The sequence below is a fragment of the Pseudoduganella sp. R-34 genome (assembly GCF_049904655.1).
Taxonomy (GTDB): domain Bacteria; phylum Pseudomonadota; class Gammaproteobacteria; order Burkholderiales; family Burkholderiaceae_D; genus Rugamonas.
On record NZ_CP184572.1, the window covers coordinates 6,666,289 to 6,687,889 of the forward strand.

Sequence of the window (21,601 nt, forward strand, 5' to 3'; positions counted from 1 at the left end):
TTCCTTCTTTCGCTTACTGAGTCTTTTTAACTGTTACGCCAACAGTGCGGGAATAGGTTGAGATTTCACCCGCCGCTGCCCCTGCTGTACTGAACACTTGCACGCCGACTGGCCTGCCGCTGAACGTTGCCGTGCCTTCGTATGGATTGCCCGCCCTGAAGACCTGTACACCCACAGGCTTCCCAGTCACCGCGACACCACCGTTAAACACGTTCGGTGCAAAGAACACCCGCACGTCGACAGGTGCAGACAGGATTGGACCGATGACCGTTCCGTCAGCAATGCTGCCGACATAGACCGGGAATTTGATCGTGGCGAGGGTTGGGGAGGTAACAGTCAACATGGTCGTGCCGACTTTCAGGCCACTTAGCGTGACGGCTGCCTGCTGCGATCCGGCTGGAATCGTCAGCCGCGCAGGCGACACAGTCGCAATATCCGTGTCATCCAGCGCCAGGGAAAGGTCATGCGCCATAACGTCCACAGACGACAGTCGCAACGTGACACTGTTGGCTTGCGCGTTAGGCGCGACGGAAATCTGGCCAGGGTCGGTCGAAATGGCAGGCGCACCATTGAACACGCTCATTTTTACGGTAGCCGACGTATCCGGCGCCAAGGCATTGGTCACCAGCAGTGCCTTCTCGCCGATTGGCGCCTGTTGGACCGCTGTCAGCTTGAAGTTGGCCGTGGTTTCAGTCGTTACCAGGTCGCTGAGGGTAATGCCGGAGTCTTGCGGCAATGCGATGTTCGCACCATTCAGGTAGGTCCCTGTCATCTGGAACGATGCACTGGTGCCGATGCGCAGGTAAGACGGTGTCATGCTGGTGACGCGAACAGTCGGCTTGGCCGGAACCACTTCAAGCATCTCTGGCAGCCGGACCAGGCCTGCAGAAGTCTGTACAGCCAGGTTCACCTTGCCAGTTGGCTGGTCGCGCGTGACGGCGACGCGGATTGGCACGCTCGTATCGCTGGCGCCCGCGCTGATGGACGCGGTAACACCTGCGGCATCCGTGCTGACACGCTCCGCTCCAGCCAGTCGCGAGCCACTGAGAACCGCATCGATGGTATCGCCCTGCTGGACAGTCGCTGGCGTCACTGTATTGATGATTGGGCGTGCACCAACCGACAGCTCGCCGGTGGCCACCACGTAAGGAATGCCACGCAGGTTCCATTGCACATTCCCCGTGATATCGCCGGCCGGCACGCTGATGCCGTTCACCGCGTTTCCGGAAGCCTGCAGGCCTACACCGCTTGGAGACGAGCGCAGCTCCATCTGGATGGCGGCGCCGCTGCTATTGCGGATGTCCACGTAGTTCAGCGTCGGCGACGCGCCCTGGATGCGAATCCCCTTGCCGTAATTGACCTGGACCCACTCCAGCCGCGTGGCAGTCGACGTGCCCTCCTGGAAGCTGAGGTTGCCCCACGCACCGGCGGACGGGCTGCCGCCTGGTATGTCGGATGAAGCCGTCAGCACAATGGGAGTGGCCGCGGAACCTTCGGCACGCAGCGTGCCGTTACTCACCACCAGGTTCGCATTCACTCCCATGCGCACCGTCACGCCAGGTTGGATCGTCAGGACGGCACCCGCTTCGATCGCCACGTCGGCATCGACAATGTATGGGCTACCGCTGGCACTCCATGTCTGGTTCGTGCGGATGGGTTCCGACACGGTGGTCTGGGCATGCGCCAGGCCGGTCAGCAGCAGCGCGCCGATGGCGGCGCGCGCTGGTGGCCGCAATGCGGCCCAGATGACTTTCAAAACCAACCAACACCTCGAATTCCGGCCCGAAACGGGCATCCCTATACGCAATAGATGTGTCTAACGCGCAAAAAAAGTTGCAAAACTCGAAATGATAGTTAATTGAAAATATTTCGTCAATGAAAATAATTTTATTTATGCATCTATTTTCTGCAATTTTTAGAAATTGAACGCTCTCAAAGGCAGAGGTAAATGCGGTTGGCCAGGTCGAGCATGAAGGCCGGCCGCAGGTAAGCCATGAACGCCAGCGCCAGCACGGCTGCGCCGAGCGCCCACAGGCCGATACGGATCAGCCGCTGTTTCACCTCAAGCCGCCTTCAGGCCAGGTTCGCTGCGCAGCAGCGGGCGCTCGTCGATCGGCAGGTTGGCCAGGCCGGCGAAGATGCCCAGGCCGAGGGTTATGCCCCACACCACGTCATAGCTGCCAAGCCTGTCGAACAGGTAGCCGCCCAGCCACACGCCGATGAAGCTGCCCACCTGGTGCGACAGGAACACCACGCCCGCCAGCATCGACATATGCTTCAAGCCGAACACGCCGGCGATGATGCCGTTGGTAAGCGGCACCGTGGCCAGCCACAGGAAGCCGATGGCTGCGGCGAACAGGTAGACCGACAACTGCGACAGGGGCGCCAGCAGGAACAGACCGATCACCGCCGAACGGGCGAAATAGATCGAGGAAAGCAGGTAGCGCTTGGGCATGCGCCCGCCCAGTTGGCCGGCGGTGAACGAGCCGAAAATATTGAACAGGCCAATCAGCGCCAGCGCCGTCACCGCCACGCCCGGCGTCGCAATGCCCTTGTCCTTCAGGTAGGCCGGCAGGTGGGCGCCGACAAAGACCAGCTGGAAACCGCACACGAAATAGCCCGCCACCAGCAGCAGGAAGGAACGGTTGCCCATCGCTTCGCGCATGGCCTCGCCCACGCTCTGGTGGGCGGCGCCGCTTGCCACTTCATGCTTCGGCTCGCGCATGAAACTCGTCATGGGGATCATCAACAGGAACACCACGCCCGCCAGTGCGTAGAAGGCATGCTGCCAGCCAATGGTGGAGATCAGCTGCTGCTCGACGGGCATCATCAGGAACTGGCCGAAGGAGCTGGCCGCACCCGAGACGCCGAAGGCCCAGGAGCGCTTTTCCACCGGCGCGGCCCGGCCGATGATGCCGCTCACCGCGCCGAAGGCGGTACACGCCAGGCCAAGGCCGATGAATACGCCGGAGCCGATGATGAACAGCGTCGGCTGGGTCACCGTGGCCATCCACAGCAAGCCAGCCATATAGGAGATGGCGCCGGCGATCACTACGCGCGGGGTGCCCCAGCGGTCCGCCACCATGCCGGCGAAGGGACCGAAGGCGCCCCATAGCAGGTTTTGCAGCGCCAGCGCCAGCGAATAAGTTTCGCGGCTCCAGCCATTGGCCTGCGAAATCGGCTGCATCCAGAAGCCGAAGCCATGGCGCACGCCCATCGACAGCGTCAGCACGACGCCGGTAGTGAGCAGGATCGTCTTGAGATTGAGTTGGCGGTCGTTGCTTGGCATGGCGTGCATCCTGGCTGGCAAAGAAAGCCAGTGTAAAGGATGCCGCCGAATCCTGCTGGCGGCCCGCCAAAACGCTCTAACGCTTCCAGTAGCTCACGCGGCCGCTCATGGTGATCGTGCCGGCGCCGGTCATCATGTCTTCGGTGCCCTGCAACTGGCCGCCGCCGCTGGCGAATATGTACTGGCCGGTGCCGCCGACGATCTGGAAGGTGGCGCCGCTGAAGACGTAATTGGTGCCCTGGCCGGTCGGCACGAACTGGCCGCTGTAGTTGGCGTAGATCTGGTCGCCCGACAGCGTCATGATGATGAAACGGCCGCGGCTGAAGTTGTAGATGGCGCCGTCCTGGGTGATGCAATCGTTGGCGACGAAGGCGACACGGCCCAGCAACGTGCTGCTGCCGTGGCCGGTGATGGTGCCGCCGAACTGGGAGGGGCAACGGGCCGACGGTCCGGGCACTTCCTGGATCACGCCCGTTACTTGAAGATCAGTAGTGACCCATTGTGCCGAAGCGGCGCTGGATGCCAATGCCAGCGCTGCCCCGCCCGCCAGCTTCAGGATTGCTTGATGCATACCACCCTCCCACCAAAGTTAAAAATACGATAATAACTTTATGATAAATGAAAGGGCCAATGGTTTTTTGTAAAGAGTTGTCGCGTGTGGCGCGGGCGACAATCGAGCTTCAATTCCCCGCTTCAATCCACGCTATAGCGCACGCCCAGCTGGGCCCGCAGCGCATCGAGCACGCCCATCAGCTCGACGGTTTCATCGAGCGGCATTTCCGGGCTCTCCAGCAGGCCTTCGCGCAGGCAGCGCCCGACTTCCATCGCCTCGTGGGCATAGCCGTTGCCGATGCGCGGGAAGTGGAATTCGCGCTCGCTGCCATCGTTCATGGCGATGGTGAAGCGTTCGGCGTGGTGGAAGCGGCCGTGCAGGCGCAGGAAGCCCTTGTCGCCGCACACGCTCAAAGTGGCCGGGGTGCGGGTGTTCAGGCTGCAGCTACAGGCGGAAAGCGAGCCGTCCACGTGGTTCAGCACGAAATTGGCCTGCACGTCGACGCCGTTCGGCGCCAGTTCGCCAAAGCCGCGCGCCGCCTTGACCGGGCCGAGGAAGAAGGCGGCCATCGACAGCGGGTAGATGCCCAGGTCGAGCAGCGCGCCGCCGCCCAGGGCAGGATTGAACAGGCGGTGTTCAGGACCGGCATCGGCCGCGAAGCCCAGGTCCGCCTGCAGGTTTCGCACATTGCCGATTTCGCCCATGTCGATCATGCGCTTGGCTTCCAGGATGGCGGGCTGGAAGCGGGTCCACATGGCTTCCATCACGAACAGCTTGCGTTCGCGCGCCAGGTCCACGATTTCCCGGGCCTCGCGGCGATTCAGGGTGAAGGCCTTTTCCACCAGCAGCGCCTTGCCGCCCTTCAGGCACATGATGGCGTTCTCGTGGTGCATGGCGTGCGGGGTGGCGATGTAGATCACGTCCACGCCGGGGTCGTCGGCCAGCGCCTGGTAGTCGCCGTGGGCCCGTGTGGCGCCATATTCCCTGGCGAACTCGGTAGCGCTATCTACGCTGCGCGAGGCAACGGCCGCCAGTTCGATATCGGGGACGTCGCGCAGCGCCGTGGCGAAAGCCTTGGCGATCTTGCCGGTGCCGAGGATGCCCCAGCGGATAATCTTGTCCATTCAAAAGCTCCTTTCAAGCGGGCTTCCGCTTTGGGCGGAATACCGTGTCGTCTGCGTAAAAAGCGTCGTCCTGCTGCGGCCACCAGCCGGGAATGCCCAGCACCGGCAACGGCGTGAAGCCGCCCTTGCCCAGTCCCTCGCCGGCCAGGCGCGCGGCCTCGTCGCGGTCCAGCCATGCGCGGCGGCCGGCTTCGTCCAGCGCCCAGTAGCCGTCGCCGGCCAGCACCACGCGGGTGTGGGCGGTGATCGCCTTGTAGGGCGCCACCAGCTTCTCCATCAGCGCGTGGCCGAACAGCCAGGCTTCCGCGTCGCGGCCGAACATGGCAGAGCGTTCCAGGAAGGCTTCGCGCCAGCGGTGGTTGCGCAAGGCGTCCACCAGGGCCGCGCCTTCGACATCGTCGCGCACAACCAGCAGCGCCGAGTTTTCGTCATAAATAGTAGCAGCATCGCGCGCGGGGCCGCGCGATTTGCCCACGCCATCCTGCGCAATCTGCGCAGCCTGCAGGGCGTTGAGCTGGCGTTTGATGCGGGGGAATGTCAGCCACACCAGGCCGTTGAAGAAATCGTGCAGGTTGTCGCGGGTCGGCACCTGGCCGGTGGCGCCGATGAATTCTTCGTAGGCGGTGCCTTCCGGCAGTGAAGCCTGCGGCACGAAGCGCAGCGGCCGGCCTGCGTGGTTGACCAGCGCCAGGGCGGCCGCTTGTTCGCAGAAAGGCTGGACGACGCTGGGCAGGGAGAGGTCGATGCGGGAAGCGGCATCCCGCACCGAGGCGTACCAGGCGCGGGACCAGTCGATCTCCTGGAACACTTAGGCCATTTTCCAGTTGATCGTTTCGCCGGCGTTCAGCGGGATCAGTTTCGAATCGCCGAAAGGCAGGTCGGCCGGTAGCGTCCACTGCTCGCGCTTCAGGGTGATGGTGCCCTTGTTCGGCGCCAGGCCGTAGAAGGCCGGACCGTTCAGGGAAGCGAAGGCTTCCAGCTTGTCCAGCGCGCCGGCGCGGGCGAAGGCTTCGGTGTACAGCTCCATCGCGTGCAGCGCGGTGTAGCAGCCGGCGCAGCCGCAGGCCGCTTCCTTGGCGCCTTGCGCGTGCGGCGCGGAGTCGGTGCCGAGGAAGAAACGCTCGTCGCCGCTGGTCGCCGCGGTCACCAGGGCCAGGCGGTGTTCTTCGCGCTTCAGCACAGGCAGGCAGTAGTAATGCGGGCGAATGCCGCCCTTGAAGATCTCGTTGCGGTTGTACAGCAGGTGATGGGCGGTGATGGTGGCGGCGATCGGGCCTTCCGCTTCGGCCACGTATTGCGCCGCATCCTTGGTGGTGATGTGCTCGAACACGATGTTCAGGGCCGGCAGGTCCTTGCGCAGCGGGCGCATCACGCGCTCGATGAAGACGGCTTCACGGTCGAACAGGTCGATGTCCTGGTCGGTCACTTCGCCGTGCACCAGGAAAGGCATGCCTACCTCCTGCATGGTTTCCAGCACCTTGTAGCACTTGGCCAGGTCGGTCACGCCGGCGTCGGAATTGGTGGTGGCGCCGGCCGGGTACAGCTTGACCGCGTGCACGAAGCCGCTGTCGGCGGCGCGGACGATTTCGTCCGGCGAGGTGTTGTCGGTCAGGTAGAGCGTCATCAGCGGCTCGAAGTCCATGCCCTGCGGCAGGGCGGCCAGGATGCGGTCGCGGTAGGCGGCGGCCTGCGCCACGGTGGTGACAGGAGGTTTCAAATTTGGCATCACGATCGCGCGGCCGAACTGGCGCGCGGTGTCCGGCAGGACGCTGGCCATGGTGGCGCCGTCACGCAGGTGAAGGTGCCAGTCGTCTGGGCGGGTGATGGTGATGCTGTGCGGGATCTCGAAGTCACTCATGGCGGCAAGGCTTTCTTTTAAAACGAATCCCGCCATTTTACCTGTTGAACCCCACCTGCCGCGAGAATGTGCGATATTGGCGCTTCCCCCCGCAATCCCTTGAGGAGGCAAGCGATGGCTAGCAAGAATACAGTCTGTCTTTGGTATAACGGCGACGCACTGGATGCCGCCACCTTCTACGCAAAAACCTTCCCGGAAAGTGCCGTCGGCGCCATCAACCGGGCGCCGGGCGACTACCCGGACGGCAAGCTGGGCGACGTCCTCGTGGTCGAGTTCACGGTCGCCGGCATTCCCTGCATCGGCCTGAATGGCGGTCCCCTTTTCAAGCACAGCGAAGCCTTTTCATTCCAGATTGCGACGGACGACCAGGCGGAAACCGACCGCCTGTGGAACGCCATCGTCAGCAACGGCGGCCAGGAGAGCGCCTGCGGCTGGTGCAAGGATCGCTGGGGCCTGTCCTGGCAGATCACGCCGCGCGCCCTGATGGAGGCAATTTCCGATCCGGACCGCGCGGCTGCCAAACGCGCTTTCGATGCGATGATGGACATGAAGAAAATCGACATCGCCAAGATCGAGAAAGCGCGGCGCGGCGCCGCTTAAGCGCTGGGCGGCGCCGGATGCTGGTCCGCGTAGCGGCGCGCGGATTCCAGCATCGTATCCAGCTGGCGGCGGTCGTAGACCTTGCCGTGGCTGACTACCATGCGCACCTTGCGGATGTTGGCGATGTCCTGCAGCGGATTGGCGTCCAGCACGAGCAGGTCGGCTGCCTTGCCTTTGTCCACGGCGCCGTAGCGCTCCTGCTTGCCGAGGAAGCGCGGGCCGTTGATCACTGACGCCTGCAGCGCCTGCTGCGGCGTCAGGCCGTATTTGACGAAGATGCCCAGCTCGTCGTGCAGGCCCCGGCCCGGATAATCGAAAGAATTCAGGAAGCCCGCATCGGTGCCGGCGATGATGTTGACGCCTTCCTGCTGCATCAGCGGCAGCAGCGAGGCTGCCTTCTCGTAGGCGGCATGACGGTAGGCGATAGCGGCCGCATCGTCCTTTGCCGCGCGCTGCACGCGCCACTCGTACGTCTTGCGCAGGCCCTGGCCGATGTATTTCAGGTAGGGGTCGCTGGCGTGGTTGTCCTGGTCCAGATAGGCGGTCACTTGCGAGCCTACCAGGGTCGGCGTGATCGACATGCCGGCTGCCGCCATGCGGCGGAAGGTAGCGCGCGCGGTCGCTTCGTCAAAGCTTTCCAGGCTGGCGCGCATCGCTTCGCGGCCAGTGATCTTGCCCTCAGCAACTTGCGCCGTCAGTTCGGCTTCACGCGGCGTTGAGCCGCGCAGCGCATAGGATTGATGTTCGATGCTGCCCAGGCCAGCCTGCATCACCTGGTCCAGCGTGAGCTGCACCGGCAGGTGGCCGGAGGTTTGCATGCCGCGTGCCTTGGCCTGGCGCACCGCTTCCAGGAAGATCTCCGGCTTCATGGTGTTCTCGGTGATCTTCACGAAGTCCACGCTGCGCGACTGCAGGTAGTCCAGCGCCTTGCCGACTTCTTCCGGCGTGCCGACTTCAATGGTGCCTTTCCACAGCGGCTTGTAGCCTTCCAGCTTGGGGCCGGAGGCGAGGATGGTTGGCCCCACCAGCTTGCCCTGGTTGATCAGGTCGCGCCAATCGAGCACGGTGTCGGACAGGTCGCCCGCACAATCGCGCACCGTGGTGATGCCGTGAGCAAGGTAGAGACCGAGCAGCTGCCTGTTTTCTTCGATCAGGGCGGGGCCGCCGCCGAAGTGCACGTGGGTATCCCACAGGCCCGGCATCAGGTACCTGCCAGGCAGTTTGACAGTGCGCCTGGGCGAGTAGTCTTTCAACTTTGCGTTGTCGACAACGGCGATGATGTCGCCACCTTTCAGCAGCACGGCCTTGCCCTGCACCAGTTGGCCGGATGCCACGTCGACAATCACCGCCTGCGTCAAGGCCACATCTGCAACCACGCGTCCCGCAGCTTGCGCGCTGCCGAGCGCCCCCAGCACCAGCAAGGCACCAACCGAAAGTTTCGTCGTCTTCATGCACCACATGGTACACAGCGGGCAACGCACACACTAGCCTAGAAAACAAAGCGCTACATCCCTGCTACATGCCGAAACATTGCGAAAGGCCAAAACCGGCAGGGCTTTCGGTGTGGCTTGCGCACCCCGTCTGTGGGAAGTGCCGAAATTGCCCATTTTGGCGTGCTGAGCAAGCCATTTTCAGCAGTTTTCAGCACCTAAAACAGCGATTTCAGCACCTCCCCCAGACAGCCGGTGCACGGTCACCGGATAATGGCGATGCGGCGCTGCATGCGGCGTACCAGCCAGGACATCAGCGTGCACAGGACGAAATACACCAGCGCTACGAAGATGTACATCTCGACCAGGCGTCCGTCGCGCTGGGCGATCTTGCTGGCTGCGCCGACGAAGTCAGGGATGGAAAGCACGTAGACCAGCGACACATCCTGGAACAGGACGATCGTCTGCGTCAGCAATACCGGCAGCATATTGCGGAAAGCCTGGGGCAACACGACTTTCCACATGGTTTGCCAGTAGTTCATTCCCAGCGCCTGCGCCGCCTGGACCTGTCCTTTCGGAATTGCCTGTATGCCGCCGCGCATGATCTCGCAATAATAGGCAGCCTGGAACAGGGTGAAGGTAATCAGCGCTGACAGGAAGGTCCCTACCTTGACCGGCTCCGACGCGCCGATGATCCAAGCGGCGATATAAGGCACCAGGAAGTAGAACCAGAAGATCACCAGCACCAGCGGCACTGCACGCACCAGGTTCACATAGCCCGCCGCGGCCAATGACAGCACGTGCAGCGACGACAGGCGCGCCATCGCCAGCAAGGTACCCAGCGCCACGCCGCCCAGCATGGCCAGCACGGTCAGCTTGAGCGTGAACACCATGCCGACCTGGAACAGGTAGATCCATGAATTGGCGATCACGCTGAAGTCAAAGTTCGAAAACATCACGCGGCCCTCCGCGCTTCGCCGCCGATCGTGCCTGGCAGCGCAAGGCGCCGCTCGAGCACGGCCATGCCGGCTACGACGATGATGTTGGCGATCACGTAGATCACGGTGGCGGCGGCGAACGCTTCGAAGAACTGGAAGGAGAATTCCTGCATCGAACGTGCGCTGGCAGTCAGTTCCATCAAGCCGATGGTGAGCGCAACGGAGCTGTTCTTTATGATGTTGAGGAACTCGCTGGCCAGCGGCGGCAGCACGATGCGCAAGGCAAGCGGCAGCAGCACGAATTCATAGGCCTGCACGCGCGACAGCCCCAGTGCAAGTGCCGCCAGACGCTGCCCGCCGGCCAGCGCGTTGATGCCGGCCGCCACCTGCACCGCAACGCGGGCAGACGTGAAGAAGCCAAGGCATAGCACGGCCGTGACGAAGGGCGCGTTGGGCAGGGCCTTGAGCCAGTCGCCGGCGGCACGCGGCAGCAGCTCGGGCAGCACGAAGAACCACAGGAACATCTGCACCAGCAGCGGAATATTGCGGAACACTTCCACCCAGCAGATGGCGAAGCGGCACAGCCAGCGATTGGGCGCGGTGCGCAGCGTACCGACCGCCACGCCCAGCGCCAGTGCGATCACCCAACCTGCCAGCGAGGTGGCCAGCGTCCACGCCAGGCCGGACCACAAGGTATCCCAATAACTGTGCACACCGTCCGGGGACAGTTCCCAGAAGATGTGCCAGTTCCAGTTGTAATGCATGCTATCTGTATGCAGCGGGGTCCGGCGAATCGGTCGGCTTGGCCAGTACCGCCTTCAGCGTGGCCGGCATGGGGAAGTTCAGGTTCACGCCGCGCGGCGGGATCGGGCTCATGAACCACTTGTTGTAGATGCGCTGGATCTCGGCGGACTGGTAAACCTTGCGCAAGGCCTCGTCCACCGACTTCTTGAACGGCATGTCGTTCTTGCGCATCATGATGCCGTAGGGTTCAATCGACATCGCCTCCTTGCTGACGGCGAAATCGACCGGCGCCTTGGAGGTCGCCACCTGCGCTGCCAGCAGGATGTCGTCATTGGCCTCGGCTTCGGCGCGGCCCGTCTCCAGCATCAGGAACGATTCCGGATGGTCCTTGCCGATCAGGATCTTCATGCCGAGCTTGCGCTCGTTATTCATGATCGTCATCTGCTTCAACGTGGTGGTGCCGGCAGTAGCGACCAGCACCCTGCCCTTCATGTCGTCCATCGACTGGATATTGGCCGATTTCTTGGCCAGCAGCCGGCTGGAGATCACGAACATGGTCGGCGCGAACGCCACCTGCTGCTGGCGCTCCGCATTATTGGTGGTGGAGCCGCATTCGAGGTCGATGGTCCCATTGGCCATCAGCGGAATGCGGTTGGCGGAGGTGACCGGGTTATAGGCCACCTTCAGCCCCGGCATCGCGAGCTGCGTTTTCAGGTGTTCGACGACTTTCAGGCACAGGTCCACGGAATAGCCCTGGTACTGCTGCTTGTCATCGAGATAAGAAAAAGGGATGGAGCCGTCGCGTACGCCCAACACCACCTGGCCGGTGCGTTTGATCTTGGCGAGGGTGCCGGTGGGCTCCTGGGCGCTGGCCGCGGCGGCCAGGCAGAAAAGGGGAAGCAGGCGCAGAAAGGTCATGGTGTCCTCCGCTGGCGGGGACGATGACCCGCCCTGTTAGTGGATGATACGCGCTAAAAAGTCCCGTGCGCGCTCGGATCGCGGGGCGCCGAAGAATTCGTCCTTGCTGCAGTCTTCCAGGATGCGGCCCTTGTCCATGAAGACCACGCGGTTGGCCACCTTGCGGGCGAAGCCCATTTCGTGGGTCACCACCATCATGGTCATGCCGTCCTGCGCCAGCCCGACCATGACGTCCAGCACCTCATTGATCATTTCCGGGTCCAGGGCGGACGTCGGCTCGTCGAACAGCATGGCGATCGGGTCCATCGCCAAGGCGCGGGCGATAGCCACGCGCTGCTGCTGGCCGCCCGAGAGCTGGTTGGGGAATTTGTCCTGGTGCGCCAGCAGGCCGACGCGGTCGAGATACTTCAGGCCTTTTTCGTTGGCTTCGTCCTTGGAGCGGCCCAGCACCTTTACCTGGCCCAGGGTCAGGTTGTCGCGCACGGAAAGGTGCGGAAACAGCTCGAAATTCTGGAATACCATGCCGATCCGGGCACGCAGGGCCGATAAATCGGTGCCTTTGGCGCCGACCGAGGTGCCATCGACAATAATTTCACCCTTCTGGAACGGTTCCAGCCCGTTGACCGTCTTGATCAGGGTCGATTTGCCCGAGCCGGACGGTCCGCAGATCACCATGACGTCGCCTTTGGCCACTTCGGTACTGCAGTCCGTGAGCACCTGAAAGTTGCCAAACCATTTACTTAAGTCTTTAATTGCGATCATCTTTTTCCGGTTTCAGCAGTTTTATTCTTGCTTGACAGTGGCCTAGAACCGCAAGGATACTTCGGGACTTGCTTAATAGCTCATCAAATAGCTATTCATTCTAACGGCAAATCCGCCCTACTTCAGGAATCTTGCTTATGGCCAACAAAAACCGCCTGACCACTTATATCCTCGTCGGCCTGGCGTTGGGTATCCTCACCGGCTACGCCATCAATGTCTCGCAAGCGGCGCCACAAGCGGCCGGCTTTGCGGAGTACATGACCCTCATCACCACCCTGTTCCTGCGCCTGATCAAGATGATCATCGCGCCGCTGGTGTTCTCGACCCTGATGGTCGGCATCGCGAAAATGGGCGACACCAAGGAAGTAGGCCGCGTCGGCATCAAGACCCTGGGCTGGTTCTTCATTGCGTCCGTGCTGTCGCTGACGCTGGGCCTGATCATGGTCAACCTGTTCCGTCCAGGCGACGCCCTGCTGGGCCACATTCCGGCCGATGGTGGTCTCGCTGCCGCTACGCTGCAGACTTCCAGCCTGTCGCTGAAAGAGTTCATCACCCACCTGGTGCCATCCTCGATCATTGACGGCATGGCCAAGAACGAGATCCTGCAGATCGTGGTGTTCTCGCTGTTCTTCGGTACCGCGGCCGCCGCCGTGGGCAAGAAAGCCGAACCGCTGATCGACGCCGTCGACGGCATTGCGCACATCATGCTGAAGGTGACCGGCTACGTGATGCAGTTCGCACCGTTCGCCGTGTTCGCCGCTGTTGCCGGCACCATCGCCAAGAGCGGCGTCGGCGTGCTGCAGACCTACGGCGTATTCATGGCCGAGTTCTACCTCTCTATCGGCGTACTGTGGGCGATCCTGATCTTTGCCGGCTTCCTGTTCCTGGGCAAGCGCGTGCTGAAGCTGCTATCGGAAGTCAAGGAGCCGACCCTGCTGGCCTTCTCGACTGCCTCTTCCGAAGCCGCCTTCCCGAAAACCCTGGAAGGCCTGGAGCGCTTTGGCGTGCGTAACCGCATCGCCGCGTTCGTGCTGCCGATCGGCTACTCCTTCAACCTGGATGGCTCGATGATGTACTGCACCTTCGCGACGGTGTTCATCGCGCAGGCTTACGGCATCAATATGGACCTGGGCACCCAGATCACCATGATGGCCGTGCTGATGCTGACGTCCAAAGGCATGGCCGGCGTGCCGCGCGCGTCGCTGGTAGTGATCGCCGCCACCCTGACGCAATTCAAGATCCCTGAAGCGGGCCTGGTCCTGCTGCTCGGTATCGACCATTTCCTGGACATGGCGCGTTCCGCCACCAACGTGATCGGCAACTCCATCGCTACTGCTGTCGTGGCGAAATGGGAAGGTGAGCTGACCACCACCGACGACCGCGAACTGTCTGACCGCCCGCTGCCGTAAGGCATCTGCGCCCCAATGAAAATGCCGCCCACCTGGGCGGCATTTTTTTTCACTTGCGGGAACTCCAGGTCAACAGCGTGATCAAAGCAGTCACCCCACGCCAAAGGAGCCTAAAATGAACGCACCTACTCCGAAACCATCAGGTGACGATCTGGAATCCAGGGTCACTGTACTGGAGAAGAAAGTGGATGTGCAGCATCACGAGTTCGTCTCCTTGAAGCAATACATTGACAACAGCGTTGCCCAGTCGGAGTTACGCGTCCGCAACGAAATCCAGGCTGCTGAACAAAGGCTTACGATTCACATCATCAATCGAAACGACTTCACGCAAAAGCGGCAGGAGGAGCAGTTCCGGTGGCTCTTCGGTATGCTCATTGTCATTTTCCTGAGCAATTCAGCGATGATCGTTACTTTCATCAGCCTATTAATGAAACGCTAGGCGCTGTTTTTCAAAAGCTGGTGGTAGAAACGGATCATGTCCGCATAGCCCTTCACCGACATGCGCTCATTGGTGCCGTGGAAGCGCGGCAGGTCTTCCGGCTGGGCGCGCACGGGGCCGAACTTCAGCACGCTGTCGCTCATGCCATCGAAGTAACGCGAGTCAGTGGCGCCAATCATCAGGCCCGGCGCGACGACGACGTCCGGGAATACCTGCCGGATGGTGCGATTCACCGCCGCAAAGGCTGCGCCGTCCTGGCGCGCCACGCGCGAGGCTTCGGTATTGAAGTCGCCGTCCGGCGCGATACGGACCTTGTCGTTGCCGATCACCTGGCGCATGTGCTGCTCAACGCCCGCCAGCGTATCACCCGGCAGCAGGCGGAAGTTGACGGTGGCGCTGGCGGTGCCCGGCAAGACGTTGTCCTTCACGCCGGCGTTGACGATGGTCAGCGCGGTGGTCGTGCGGATCAGCGCATTCGTGCTCGGGGACTTGGCCAGCATCCGTTCCAGCATCGGCTTGAACAGCCAGAAGTTCGACAGCGCCACGCGGTTCATGCCGGTCATTTCCGGCGCCATCATCTCGAAGCTTTGCTGCGGCAGGCCGGCCATGCGCACCGGCATCGGATTCGCTTCCAGCGCAACCAGCGCCTTGCTCATCATGCCGATGGCGGTGTCCTGCGGCGGCATCGAGGAATGGCCTGGCGCCGTCTCCAGTTCCAGCTTGTAGCTGGCATATCCCTTTTCCGCTACGCCAACCATGGCGGCACCTGGTTGCAGGCCGGGCACCATGCCGTGCACGATCATCAGGCCCTCGTCCAGGACGTAATCGAGCTTGACGCCGCGCGACTTCAGCAGCTCGGCGATCTTTGCCGCACCGCGCTTGCCGCCGACTTCCTCGTCGGCGCCGTAGGCCAGGTAGATGGTGCGGCGCGGCTGGAAGCCGGCGGCCAACAACATTTCGATGGCTTCCATCTGGGCGTAGAGGTTGCCTTTGTCGTCCCACGAGCCACGGCCCCAGATGAAGCCATCACGCACCACGCCGGCGAATGGTTGCTGTTCCCAGTTCTTTTCCGTGCCGGGCGCGATCGGCACGACGTCCTGGTGCGCCATCCACATCACCGGCGCGGCCTTGGCATCGCTGCCCTGCCAGGTGTAGAGCAAGGCCTTGCCGTTGATGTTCTCGCGCTTCAGGGCGGCGTGCAGGCGGGGGAAACTGGCTTGCAGGTGGGCGTGCAGCTTGTCGAATTCGGCGGCGTTGGCGTCGGCATTCTTGTAGTCGGAAATGGTGACGAAGCGCAGGGCTTCACCCAGGCGCTGCGCCGCTGCCGCCTCGTCGATCGCCAGGACTGGCACTTTCTCCACCACCAGCTGCTTGCTGCCGCTGCGCGCCGTGTTGACGCCGACCGCAACAGCCAGGACTCCAATTGCCGCAAGGGCTACTGCCAGAACCTTCTTCACCGCCATCCCCATCCTCCTGTCAGTTGACCAATTCGCCGCTAGACGGCGAAACCTGTTCCTGCTCGCCGCGCGCTTGCTGGCGTTCCCACATCTGGGCATACAGGCCTTCGCGCGCCAACAGTGCCGCGTGCGTGCCGCGCTCCACGATCCTGCCGTGATCGAGCACCAGGATCTGCTGGGCGTCGGCGATGGTCGACAGGCGGTGGGCAATCACCATCGTCGTGCGGCTCTTCGCGATCTCCTTCAACTGCGCCTGGATCGCCTGTTCAGCCCTGGAATCCAGCGCGGAGGTGGCTTCGTCGAAGATCAGGATGGCAGGATCCTTCAACAGCGTGCGGGCGATCGCCACGCGCTGCTTCTCGCCGCCGGACAGTTTGAGGCCCCGCTCGCCGACCATGGTGTCGTAGCCGTCCGGCAGGCTGGCGATGAAGTCGTGGATCGATGCCGCGCGTGCCGCGGCGATGATCTCGTCCTTGCTGGCGCCGGGCCGGCCGTAGGCGATGTTGTATTCGATGGTGTCGTTGAACAGCACCGTATCCTGCGGGACGATACCGATCGCATGGCGCAGCGAGTGCTGCGTGATGTCGCGCAAATCCTGGCCGTCGATGGTGATGCTGCCGCTATTTACTTCATAGAAGCGGTACAGCAGGCGCGATAAGGTCGACTTGCCCGAGCCGCTGTGGCCTACCACGGCTGTCGTGGTGCCGGCCGGGATGGTGAAGTCGACGTCGAACAGGATCTGGCGCTTCGGATCGTAGCTGAAGTCCACATGGTTGAAGCGTACCTCGGCACCCTGCGGCTGCAGCGGCCTGGCGTGCGCGGCGTCATCCACTTCGCGGTTCTCGTTCAGCAGCGAGAACAGGCGCTCCATGTCGGCCAGGCTTTGCTTGATCTCGCGGTAGATCACGCCGAGGAAATTGAGCGGGATGTAGAGCTGGATCATGAAGGCATTCACCAGCACCAGGTCGCCCAGCGTCATCGTGCCGTCGATGACGCCCTGCGTCGCGCGCCACAGGATCAGCGTGACCGCAATCGCGATGATGGCCGACTGTCCGGTGTTCAGCAAGGACAGCGAGGTCTGCGATTTCACCGCCGCCTTCTCGTAGCGCTGCAAGCCCTCGTCGTAGCGATTGGCCTCGTAATCCTCGTTGCCGAAGTACTTGACGGTCTCGTAGTTCAGCAGCGAGTCGATGGCCTTGGTGTTGGCCTTCGAGTCGAGGTCGTTCATGGTGCGGCGGAAGTGCGTTCGCCAGTTCGTCACCACGATGGTAAAGGTGATGTAGATCGCCAGCGCCGAGAAGGTGATCACCGAGAACCAGATGTCGTAATGCGTGACCAGGTAGCCCAGCACCAGCGTGATCTCGACCAGCGTCGGCAGGATGTTGAACAGCGTGTACGAAATCAGCGAGCTGACGCCGCGCGTGCCGCGCTCGATATCGCGCGTCATGCCTCCCGTCTGGCGGTTGAGGTGGAAGCGCAGCGACAGCGAATGCAGGTGGCGGAATACCTTCAGCGCAATGGTGCGCACAGCGCGCTGCGTCACGCGCGCGAACAGGAATTCGCGCAGCTCGGTGAACATGGTGGTGGACAGGCGCAGCAGGCCGTAAGCCACCAGCGTTGCCAGCGGCAGCACCAGCAAGGCGTGCGGGTCGCCCGGCTTGATGGTCATGTCGTCGACCAGCTTCTTCAGCACGACCGGGACGCCGACGTTGGCGGCCTTGGCGCCCACCAGCGCCAGCAGGGCGGCCAGCACGCGCCATTTGTACACCCAAAGATAGGGCAGCAATGTTTTCAGAGTGGCAATGTCGCCGCGCGCATTGCTGCTGGACTTGCCCGGCGGAGGTGGTGGGGTATTCGAATAGCGTCGCATACGTGCGTGGGCTGGCTGGTTTAAAATCCCATCAATTGTAGTCCTTCATGAGAATTTGCGATGACCTCCCAAGAACAAACCTCCCGCGGCCTTCCTCCTGGAAAAATGCCTGAACTGCGCGTGATGCCCTCGCCGTCCGACGCCAATGTGTATGGCGACGTATTCGGCGGCTGGATCATGGCGCAAGTCGACATTGCCGGCTCCCTGCCTGCCACCCGCCGCGCCAACGGACGCGTCGCCACCATCGCCGTGAATTCCTTCCTGTTCAAGCATCCGGTCTTCGTCGGCGACCTGCTGACCTTCTACGCCGACATCGTCAAGGTCGGCAACACGTCGATTACCGTCAACGTGGAAGTCTATGCGGAGCGCAACCGCCTGCAGGCCAATATCGTCAAGGTCACCGAAGCCACGCTGACCTACGTCGCCACCGGCCCTGACCGCAAGCCGCGCCCGGTGCCGCCGCTGGAAACGCTGCTGTAATCCGATGCACGACAAGCGCCGCCTCCTGCTCCAGGCTGCGGCCCGCGTCGCCACGCTGGCAGTGCTGGCGCCCCATCTCCCCGCGCAAGCACGCAGCGCCGCCAATGGCGCCTACCCTTTCACGCTGGGCGTCGCCTCCGGCGCCCCCTTGCCCGACTCCGTCATCCTCTGGACCCGGCTGCTGCCCGATCCGCTGAACGCGGCTTCGATGCCGCCGATCGCCCAGCAGGTGCGCTGGGAAGTGGCGCACGATGAAGGCTTCACCCGCATCGCAGCGAAAGGCGCGGCCGTTGCCGCGCCTGCGCTGGCGCACAGCGTCAACGTCGACGTGCGTGGGCTGGAGCCGGACCGCTGGTACTGTTACCGTTTCATGCTCGGCGATGCCGTCAGCCCCGTCGGCCGCACCCGCACCGCGCCAGCCCCCGGCAGCATGCCGGCCGCGTTGAAGCTGGCAGTCGCCTCCTGCCAGCACTGGGAATTCGGCCACTACGCCGCGCACCGCCACATTGCGCAGGCCGCGCCCGACCTGGTGGCCTTCCTTGGCGATTACATTTACGAATGGGGGCCCTACAGCCTGCAGCATCCCGCGACCGTCCTGCGCCGCAACGAGAGCTTCACGCTGGCCGAGTACCGCGCGCGCTATGCGCAGTACAAGAGCGATCCCGACCTTCAGGCCGCGCACCATGCCGCGCCCTGGCTGCTGACCTGGGACGATCACGAAGTGGCCAACGATTACAGCCCGACGCGCGATGAATTGTTGTCGCCGGACTTCGTGCAGCGCCGCGCCGCTGCCTACCAGGCCTACTTCGAACACCAGCCGTTGCGCGCCCAGCGCATCTACCAGCGCTATGACTGGGGGCAACTGGCGCGCTTCCACGTGCTCGACACGCGGCAGTACCGTTCAATCCATGCCTGCCAGCCGACGGGGCGCGGCGGTTCAGCTCGGTCTACCGCCGCTCCTGCGCCGCACTGGCCGACCCGCGCCGCAGCATGCTGGGCAGCGAGCAGGAACAATGGCTGGGGCAAGGACTGAAGGAATCAAGGGCGCGCTGGAATATCCTCGCGCAGCAAACCCTGATGGCGCAGATGTCGCAGCTTCCCCTGGCCAGCGACAGCGACGGCCGCTTCTGGACCGATGGCTGGGACGGTTACGCCGCGGCGCGCGGCCGCCTGCTTGAATCCGTGCGCAGCGCGCGCAACCCGCTGGTGCTGTCGGGTGACGTGCATACATTCTTTGCCGCCGATTTGCGGCGCGATCCCGCGCGCGCCGCCGGCCCCGGCAATGCGGTGGTCGCAACGGAATTCTGCGGCACTTCCGTCACCTCCAGTTCGCGCCCCCAGGCGCGCACGCAGCAATACGTCGACATGAACCGCGACATGCATTTCGGCCGCAGCGACAAGCGCGGCTTCATGCTGCTGGACTTGCGCCCCGAGCGTGCTGCGGTGCTGTTCCAGGGCCTGGACAATGTGCGCGACGCGAACAGCGCGCTGTCCACGCTGGCGTCGTTCTCGGTTGCCGACGGCAAGCCCGGCCCGCGCAGGGAGAGCTAGGCGCGGAAAGGTGCGCTTTCTTCCTTGCGCCGTGCCGCCAGCCCGGCATGCGGCACCAGGCGGCCTTCGACAGGCGCGCTGATATTGCGCAGCATGGCCTCTGCCGCGCCATCAAGGTCGCCGCAATCGATGCGGCGCAGCACCAGCATCGCGCCGCCAGCGCCGAGATTGTGCGTATAGCTGACCAGCGCATCGAACTGCGCCTGCGTGAGGGGGTGATGGCTGACCTGGCGCTGCACGGCGCGTTCTGCGCTGCGCACCGACAGGTCGAACGCTGCTTCGACCTGGTCGGGCGTCATGCCGGGACGGGAGACTTCGTAGTAGCCGCGCAGGCCTTCGCGCTGTCGCAGCGCGCGGCGGCCTTCGGTGCTGAGGGTGAGTGCGAAATTGTAAAGAAGGCCCATATGGTTTCCGGTGGCTGCCAAGGTGGTACGTTCCACTCTACAGCCGGTCCGGAGCCATATTCTGCGCCAGATCAAACTTGCCGGCTTATGCTGCTTTCTTTTCGTCGCGCAGTTGGCGGCGCAGGATCTTGCCGACGTTGGTCTTCGGCAGTTCATCACGGAACTCAATGTACTTCGGCTTCTTATAGGCGGTCAACTCGTGTTTGCAGAACTCGAGCAGCGCTTCCGCCGTCAGGTTCGGGTCCTTGCGGACGACGAACAATTTCACCGCTTCGCCGGAGTTCGCATCGGGTACGCCAACGCAAGCCACTTCCAGCACGCCCGGGTGCGCAGCCACCACGCCTTCCACTTCGTTCGGGTACACATTGAAGCCCGAGACCAGGATCATGTCCTTCTTGCGGTCGACGATGCGTACGAAGCCTTTCTCGTCCATGATGCCGACGTCGCCGGTCTTGAAGAAGCCTTCAGGAGTGATCGATTTCGCGGTTTCGTCAGGACGGTTCCAGTAGCCCGCCATGACCTGCGGGCCGCGGATCGCGATTTCGCCGGCGGAACCGAGCGGCACTTCCTTGCCGTCGTCGTCCAGGATCGCCAGTTCGGTCGATGGAATCGGCACGCCGATGGTGCCGGTGAATTCCTTGATGTCGACGCGGTTGGCGGTAGCCACCGGCGAGGTCTCGGACAGGCCATAGCCTTCGATGATCGGGGTGCCGGTCACTTTCAGCCAGCGGTCAGCCACCGACTGCTGCACGGCCATGCCGCCGCCGTTGCAGATCTTGTAGCTGGAGAAGTCCAGCTTGGAGAAATCAGGATTGTTCAGCAGCGCGTTGTACAGCGTATTCACGGCCGGGAACACGGTCACAGGGTACTTGGCCAGCTCTTTCACGAAGCCAGGGATATCGCGCGGGTTCGGGACCAGGATGTTCATGCCGCCCAGCTTCCAGCCCATGAAGCAGGAAATGGTCAGCGAATAGATGTGGTACAGCGGCAGCGCAGCGACGAACACCATCTGCTTTTCGCTGGGCGCCATCTGCAGCCAGGCTTCGTTCTGCAGCATGTTGGCCACCACGTTACGGTGCAGCAGCACGGCGCCTTTCGACACGCCGGTCGTGCCGCCGGTGTACTGCAGGAAGGCGATATCGTCAGGCTTCTGGTCGGCCGGCTTGAGGGTCAGGCGCGAGCCTTCGGACAGCACCTGCTTGAAGCTGACGTGGCCGGGGATGTTCCAGGCCGGCACCATCTTCTTCACATTGCGCACCACGAAGTTGACGATCATGCCCTTCAGGCCGCCCAGCAGGTCGCCCATCGACGCCACGATCACATGCTTGACCGGGGTCGACGCCACTACCTGCTGCACGGTGTTGGCAAAGTTTTCCAGCACGATCACGGCTTCGGCGCCGGAGTCGTTCAGCTGGTGCTGCAGTTCGCGCGGGGTGTACAGGGGGTTGACGTTGACCACCACGTAGCCGGCGCGGATGATGCCCGCCAGCGCGACCGGATACTGCAACACGTTAGGCAGCATGATAGCGACGCGCGCACCCGGCTTCAGGCCCTTGGACTGGAGCCAGGCGCCGAATTGCTTCGACAGCTGGTCCACCTCGGAGTAAGTCAGGAACTTGTCCATGCAGACGTATGCGTTGCGGCTTGCGTACTTCTGGAACGATTCCTCCATCAGGTGGGTCACGGAGCGGTATTGCGAAATATCGATCTCCGCAGGAACGCCTTCAGGGTAAGACTTCAGCCAGATTTTTTCCATCATGTTGCCTTTCGTGTGC

General features: G+C 62.8%; 22 protein-coding genes. 6 read left to right on the forward strand and 16 right to left on the reverse strand.

Features of this window, described 5'->3' with window-relative positions; genetic code table 11:
* Nucleotides 1-13 precede the first annotated feature (13 nt).
* The 7 genes from ACN9MW_RS30515 to pyrC form a co-directional block, all read right to left on the reverse strand.
* Nucleotides 14-1,756 carry a hypothetical protein gene (locus ACN9MW_RS30515; protein ID WP_426166046.1) on the reverse strand — a complete coding sequence of 581 codons (1,743 nt, stop codon included), beginning with the start codon at nt 1,754-1,756 and terminating at the stop codon, nt 14-16.
* A 176-nt stretch (nt 1,757-1,932) separates the two neighbouring features.
* A complete protein-coding gene (locus ACN9MW_RS30520; RefSeq protein WP_426166048.1) occupies nt 1,933-2,061 on the reverse strand; it encodes a hypothetical protein in 129 nt (42 codons plus the stop codon).
* A gap of 1 nt (nt 2,062) precedes the next feature.
* Nucleotides 2,063-3,289: an MFS transporter gene (locus ACN9MW_RS30525; protein ID WP_426166051.1), complete on the reverse strand. Its 1,227-nt coding sequence runs from the start codon at nt 3,287-3,289 to the stop codon at nt 2,063-2,065.
* A 76-nt stretch (nt 3,290-3,365) separates the two neighbouring features.
* Nucleotides 3,366-3,860: a hypothetical protein gene (locus ACN9MW_RS30530; protein ID WP_426166054.1), complete on the reverse strand. Its 495-nt coding sequence runs from the start codon at nt 3,858-3,860 to the stop codon at nt 3,366-3,368.
* A gap of 122 nt (nt 3,861-3,982) precedes the next feature.
* Nucleotides 3,983-4,966, reverse strand: a complete 984-nt coding sequence (locus tag ACN9MW_RS30535) for a Gfo/Idh/MocA family protein (RefSeq protein ID WP_426166056.1) — start codon at nt 4,964-4,966, stop codon at nt 3,983-3,985.
* Between the two features lie 13 nt (nt 4,967-4,979).
* Nucleotides 4,980-5,774 carry a DUF3025 domain-containing protein gene (locus tag ACN9MW_RS30540; protein WP_426166059.1) on the reverse strand — a complete coding sequence of 265 codons (795 nt, stop codon included), beginning with the start codon at nt 5,772-5,774 and terminating at the stop codon, nt 4,980-4,982.
* Nucleotides 5,775-6,824, reverse strand: coding sequence for a dihydroorotase (gene pyrC, locus ACN9MW_RS30545; protein WP_426166062.1), 1,050 nt, complete (start codon nt 6,822-6,824; stop codon nt 5,775-5,777).
* 114 nt (nt 6,825-6,938) lie between these two features.
* Between pyrC and ACN9MW_RS30550 the strand changes: the two genes are divergently transcribed.
* Nucleotides 6,939-7,424 (forward strand): VOC family protein, encoded by a 486-nt coding sequence (locus ACN9MW_RS30550; RefSeq protein ID WP_426166065.1) that lies wholly within the window; start codon nt 6,939-6,941, stop codon nt 7,422-7,424.
* Here ACN9MW_RS30550 and ACN9MW_RS30555 read toward each other — a convergent pair.
* The 5 genes from ACN9MW_RS30555 to ACN9MW_RS30575 all read right to left on the reverse strand — a co-directional run bounded on the left by ACN9MW_RS30555 (nt 7,421) and on the right by ACN9MW_RS30575 (nt 12,216).
* Nucleotides 7,421-8,875 (reverse strand): amidohydrolase family protein, encoded by a 1,455-nt coding sequence (locus ACN9MW_RS30555; RefSeq protein ID WP_426166068.1) that lies wholly within the window; start codon nt 8,873-8,875, stop codon nt 7,421-7,423. The two genes, ACN9MW_RS30550 and ACN9MW_RS30555, sit on opposite strands and share 4 nt — an antisense overlap.
* Before the next feature lie 242 nt (nt 8,876-9,117).
* On the reverse strand, nt 9,118-9,810 hold the full coding sequence (locus ACN9MW_RS30560; RefSeq protein ID WP_426166071.1) for an amino acid ABC transporter permease: 693 nt from the start codon (nt 9,808-9,810) through the stop codon (nt 9,118-9,120).
* Complete coding sequence (locus ACN9MW_RS30565; protein WP_426166073.1) at nt 9,810-10,556, reverse strand: amino acid ABC transporter permease; 747 nt, start codon at nt 10,554-10,556, stop codon at nt 9,810-9,812. Before ACN9MW_RS30565 ends, ACN9MW_RS30560 begins: the two co-directional genes overlap by 1 nt.
* Before the next feature lies 1 nt (nt 10,557).
* The gene (locus tag ACN9MW_RS30570) at nt 10,558-11,454 is read right to left on the reverse strand and encodes an amino acid ABC transporter substrate-binding protein (RefSeq protein WP_426166076.1); all 897 of its coding nucleotides are present in this window, start codon (nt 11,452-11,454) and stop codon (nt 10,558-10,560) included.
* A gap of 36 nt (nt 11,455-11,490) precedes the next feature.
* Nucleotides 11,491-12,216 carry an amino acid ABC transporter ATP-binding protein gene (locus ACN9MW_RS30575; RefSeq protein WP_426166079.1) on the reverse strand — a complete coding sequence of 242 codons (726 nt, stop codon included), beginning with the start codon at nt 12,214-12,216 and terminating at the stop codon, nt 11,491-11,493.
* Between the two features lie 137 nt (nt 12,217-12,353).
* Between ACN9MW_RS30575 and ACN9MW_RS30580 the strand changes: the two genes are divergently transcribed.
* Both ACN9MW_RS30580 and ACN9MW_RS30585 read left to right on the forward strand, forming a co-directional pair.
* Entirely contained in the window at nt 12,354-13,625 is a 1,272-nt protein-coding gene (locus tag ACN9MW_RS30580; protein WP_426166081.1) for a dicarboxylate/amino acid:cation symporter, read from the forward strand.
* 115 nt (nt 13,626-13,740) lie between these two features.
* Nucleotides 13,741-14,064 (forward strand): hypothetical protein, encoded by a 324-nt coding sequence (locus ACN9MW_RS30585; RefSeq protein ID WP_426166084.1) that lies wholly within the window; start codon nt 13,741-13,743, stop codon nt 14,062-14,064.
* Here ACN9MW_RS30585 and ACN9MW_RS30590 read toward each other — a convergent pair.
* Together ACN9MW_RS30590 and ACN9MW_RS30595 are read right to left on the reverse strand one after the other, a co-directional pair.
* Nucleotides 14,061-15,527 carry a M20 family peptidase gene (locus ACN9MW_RS30590; RefSeq protein ID WP_426166086.1) on the reverse strand — a complete coding sequence of 489 codons (1,467 nt, stop codon included), beginning with the start codon at nt 15,525-15,527 and terminating at the stop codon, nt 14,061-14,063. The two genes, ACN9MW_RS30585 and ACN9MW_RS30590, sit on opposite strands and share 4 nt — an antisense overlap.
* Before the next feature lie 13 nt (nt 15,528-15,540).
* Nucleotides 15,541-17,391 (reverse strand): ABCB family ABC transporter ATP-binding protein/permease, encoded by a 1,851-nt coding sequence (locus ACN9MW_RS30595; RefSeq protein ID WP_426166088.1) that lies wholly within the window; start codon nt 17,389-17,391, stop codon nt 15,541-15,543.
* Nucleotides 17,392-17,451: 60 nt separating this feature from the next.
* On the opposite strand from ACN9MW_RS30595, the gene ACN9MW_RS30600 reads away from it, so the two are divergent.
* From ACN9MW_RS30600 to ACN9MW_RS30610, 3 genes are read left to right on the forward strand one after another with little or no spacing between them, the layout of a single operon-like run.
* Nucleotides 17,452-17,871, forward strand: coding sequence for an acyl-CoA thioesterase (locus ACN9MW_RS30600; protein WP_426166091.1), 420 nt, complete (start codon nt 17,452-17,454; stop codon nt 17,869-17,871).
* A 4-nt stretch (nt 17,872-17,875) separates the two neighbouring features.
* Nucleotides 17,876-18,904 carry an alkaline phosphatase D family protein gene (locus ACN9MW_RS30605; RefSeq protein ID WP_426166093.1) on the forward strand — a complete coding sequence of 343 codons (1,029 nt, stop codon included), beginning with the start codon at nt 17,876-17,878 and terminating at the stop codon, nt 18,902-18,904.
* The gene (locus tag ACN9MW_RS30610; RefSeq protein WP_426166095.1) at nt 18,862-19,422 is read left to right on the forward strand and encodes an alkaline phosphatase D family protein; all 561 of its coding nucleotides are present in this window, start codon (nt 18,862-18,864) and stop codon (nt 19,420-19,422) included. The genes ACN9MW_RS30605 and ACN9MW_RS30610 overlap by 43 nt, the downstream gene beginning before the upstream one ends.
* Here ACN9MW_RS30610 and ACN9MW_RS30615 read toward each other — a convergent pair.
* The gene (locus ACN9MW_RS30615; RefSeq protein ID WP_426166098.1) at nt 19,419-19,826 is read right to left on the reverse strand and encodes a lysozyme; all 408 of its coding nucleotides are present in this window, start codon (nt 19,824-19,826) and stop codon (nt 19,419-19,421) included. The genes ACN9MW_RS30610 and ACN9MW_RS30615 overlap by 4 nt on opposite strands.
* An 85-nt stretch (nt 19,827-19,911) precedes the next feature.
* Nucleotides 19,912-21,582 (reverse strand): long-chain-fatty-acid--CoA ligase, encoded by a 1,671-nt coding sequence (locus tag ACN9MW_RS30620; protein ID WP_426172341.1) that lies wholly within the window; start codon nt 21,580-21,582, stop codon nt 19,912-19,914.
* Nucleotides 21,583-21,601: the final 19 nt, after the last annotated feature.

Bases quoted from the DNA above. Each gene is read 5' to 3' on its own strand.
- ACN9MW_RS30560 (WP_426166071.1), bottom strand. From the start codon at position 9,810: ATGTTTTCGAACTTTGACTTCAGCGTGATCGCCAATTCATGGATCTAC.
- ACN9MW_RS30530 (WP_426166054.1), bottom strand. From the start codon at position 3,860: ATGCATCAAGCAATCCTGAAGCTGGCGGGCGGGGCAGCGCTGGCATTG.
- ACN9MW_RS30605 (WP_426166093.1), top strand. From the start codon at position 17,876: ATGCACGACAAGCGCCGCCTCCTGCTCCAGGCTGCGGCCCGCGTCGCC.
- ACN9MW_RS30620 (WP_426172341.1), bottom strand. From the start codon at position 21,582: ATGGAAAAAATCTGGCTGAAGTCTTACCCTGAAGGCGTTCCTGCGGAG.
- ACN9MW_RS30585 (WP_426166084.1), top strand. From the start codon at position 13,741: ATGAACGCACCTACTCCGAAACCATCAGGTGACGATCTGGAATCCAGG.
- ACN9MW_RS30615 (WP_426166098.1), bottom strand. From the start codon at position 19,826: ATGGGCCTTCTTTACAATTTCGCACTCACCCTCAGCACCGAAGGCCGC.
- ACN9MW_RS30580 (WP_426166081.1), top strand. From the start codon at position 12,354: ATGGCCAACAAAAACCGCCTGACCACTTATATCCTCGTCGGCCTGGCG.
- ACN9MW_RS30535 (WP_426166056.1), bottom strand. From the start codon at position 4,966: ATGGACAAGATTATCCGCTGGGGCATCCTCGGCACCGGCAAGATCGCC.
- ACN9MW_RS30590 (WP_426166086.1), bottom strand. From the start codon at position 15,527: ATGGCGGTGAAGAAGGTTCTGGCAGTAGCCCTTGCGGCAATTGGAGTC.
- ACN9MW_RS30525 (WP_426166051.1), bottom strand. From the start codon at position 3,289: ATGCCAAGCAACGACCGCCAACTCAATCTCAAGACGATCCTGCTCACT.
- ACN9MW_RS30600 (WP_426166091.1), top strand. From the start codon at position 17,452: ATGACCTCCCAAGAACAAACCTCCCGCGGCCTTCCTCCTGGAAAAATG.
- ACN9MW_RS30570 (WP_426166076.1), bottom strand. From the start codon at position 11,454: ATGACCTTTCTGCGCCTGCTTCCCCTTTTCTGCCTGGCCGCCGCGGCC.
- ACN9MW_RS30550 (WP_426166065.1), top strand. From the start codon at position 6,939: ATGGCTAGCAAGAATACAGTCTGTCTTTGGTATAACGGCGACGCACTG.
- ACN9MW_RS30610 (WP_426166095.1), top strand. From the start codon at position 18,862: ATGCTGGGCAGCGAGCAGGAACAATGGCTGGGGCAAGGACTGAAGGAA.
- pyrC (WP_426166062.1), bottom strand. From the start codon at position 6,824: ATGAGTGACTTCGAGATCCCGCACAGCATCACCATCACCCGCCCAGAC.
- ACN9MW_RS30565 (WP_426166073.1), bottom strand. From the start codon at position 10,556: ATGCATTACAACTGGAACTGGCACATCTTCTGGGAACTGTCCCCGGAC.
- ACN9MW_RS30595 (WP_426166088.1), bottom strand. From the start codon at position 17,391: ATGCGACGCTATTCGAATACCCCACCACCTCCGCCGGGCAAGTCCAGC.
- ACN9MW_RS30575 (WP_426166079.1), bottom strand. From the start codon at position 12,216: ATGATCGCAATTAAAGACTTAAGTAAATGGTTTGGCAACTTTCAGGTG.
- ACN9MW_RS30555 (WP_426166068.1), bottom strand. From the start codon at position 8,875: ATGAAGACGACGAAACTTTCGGTTGGTGCCTTGCTGGTGCTGGGGGCG.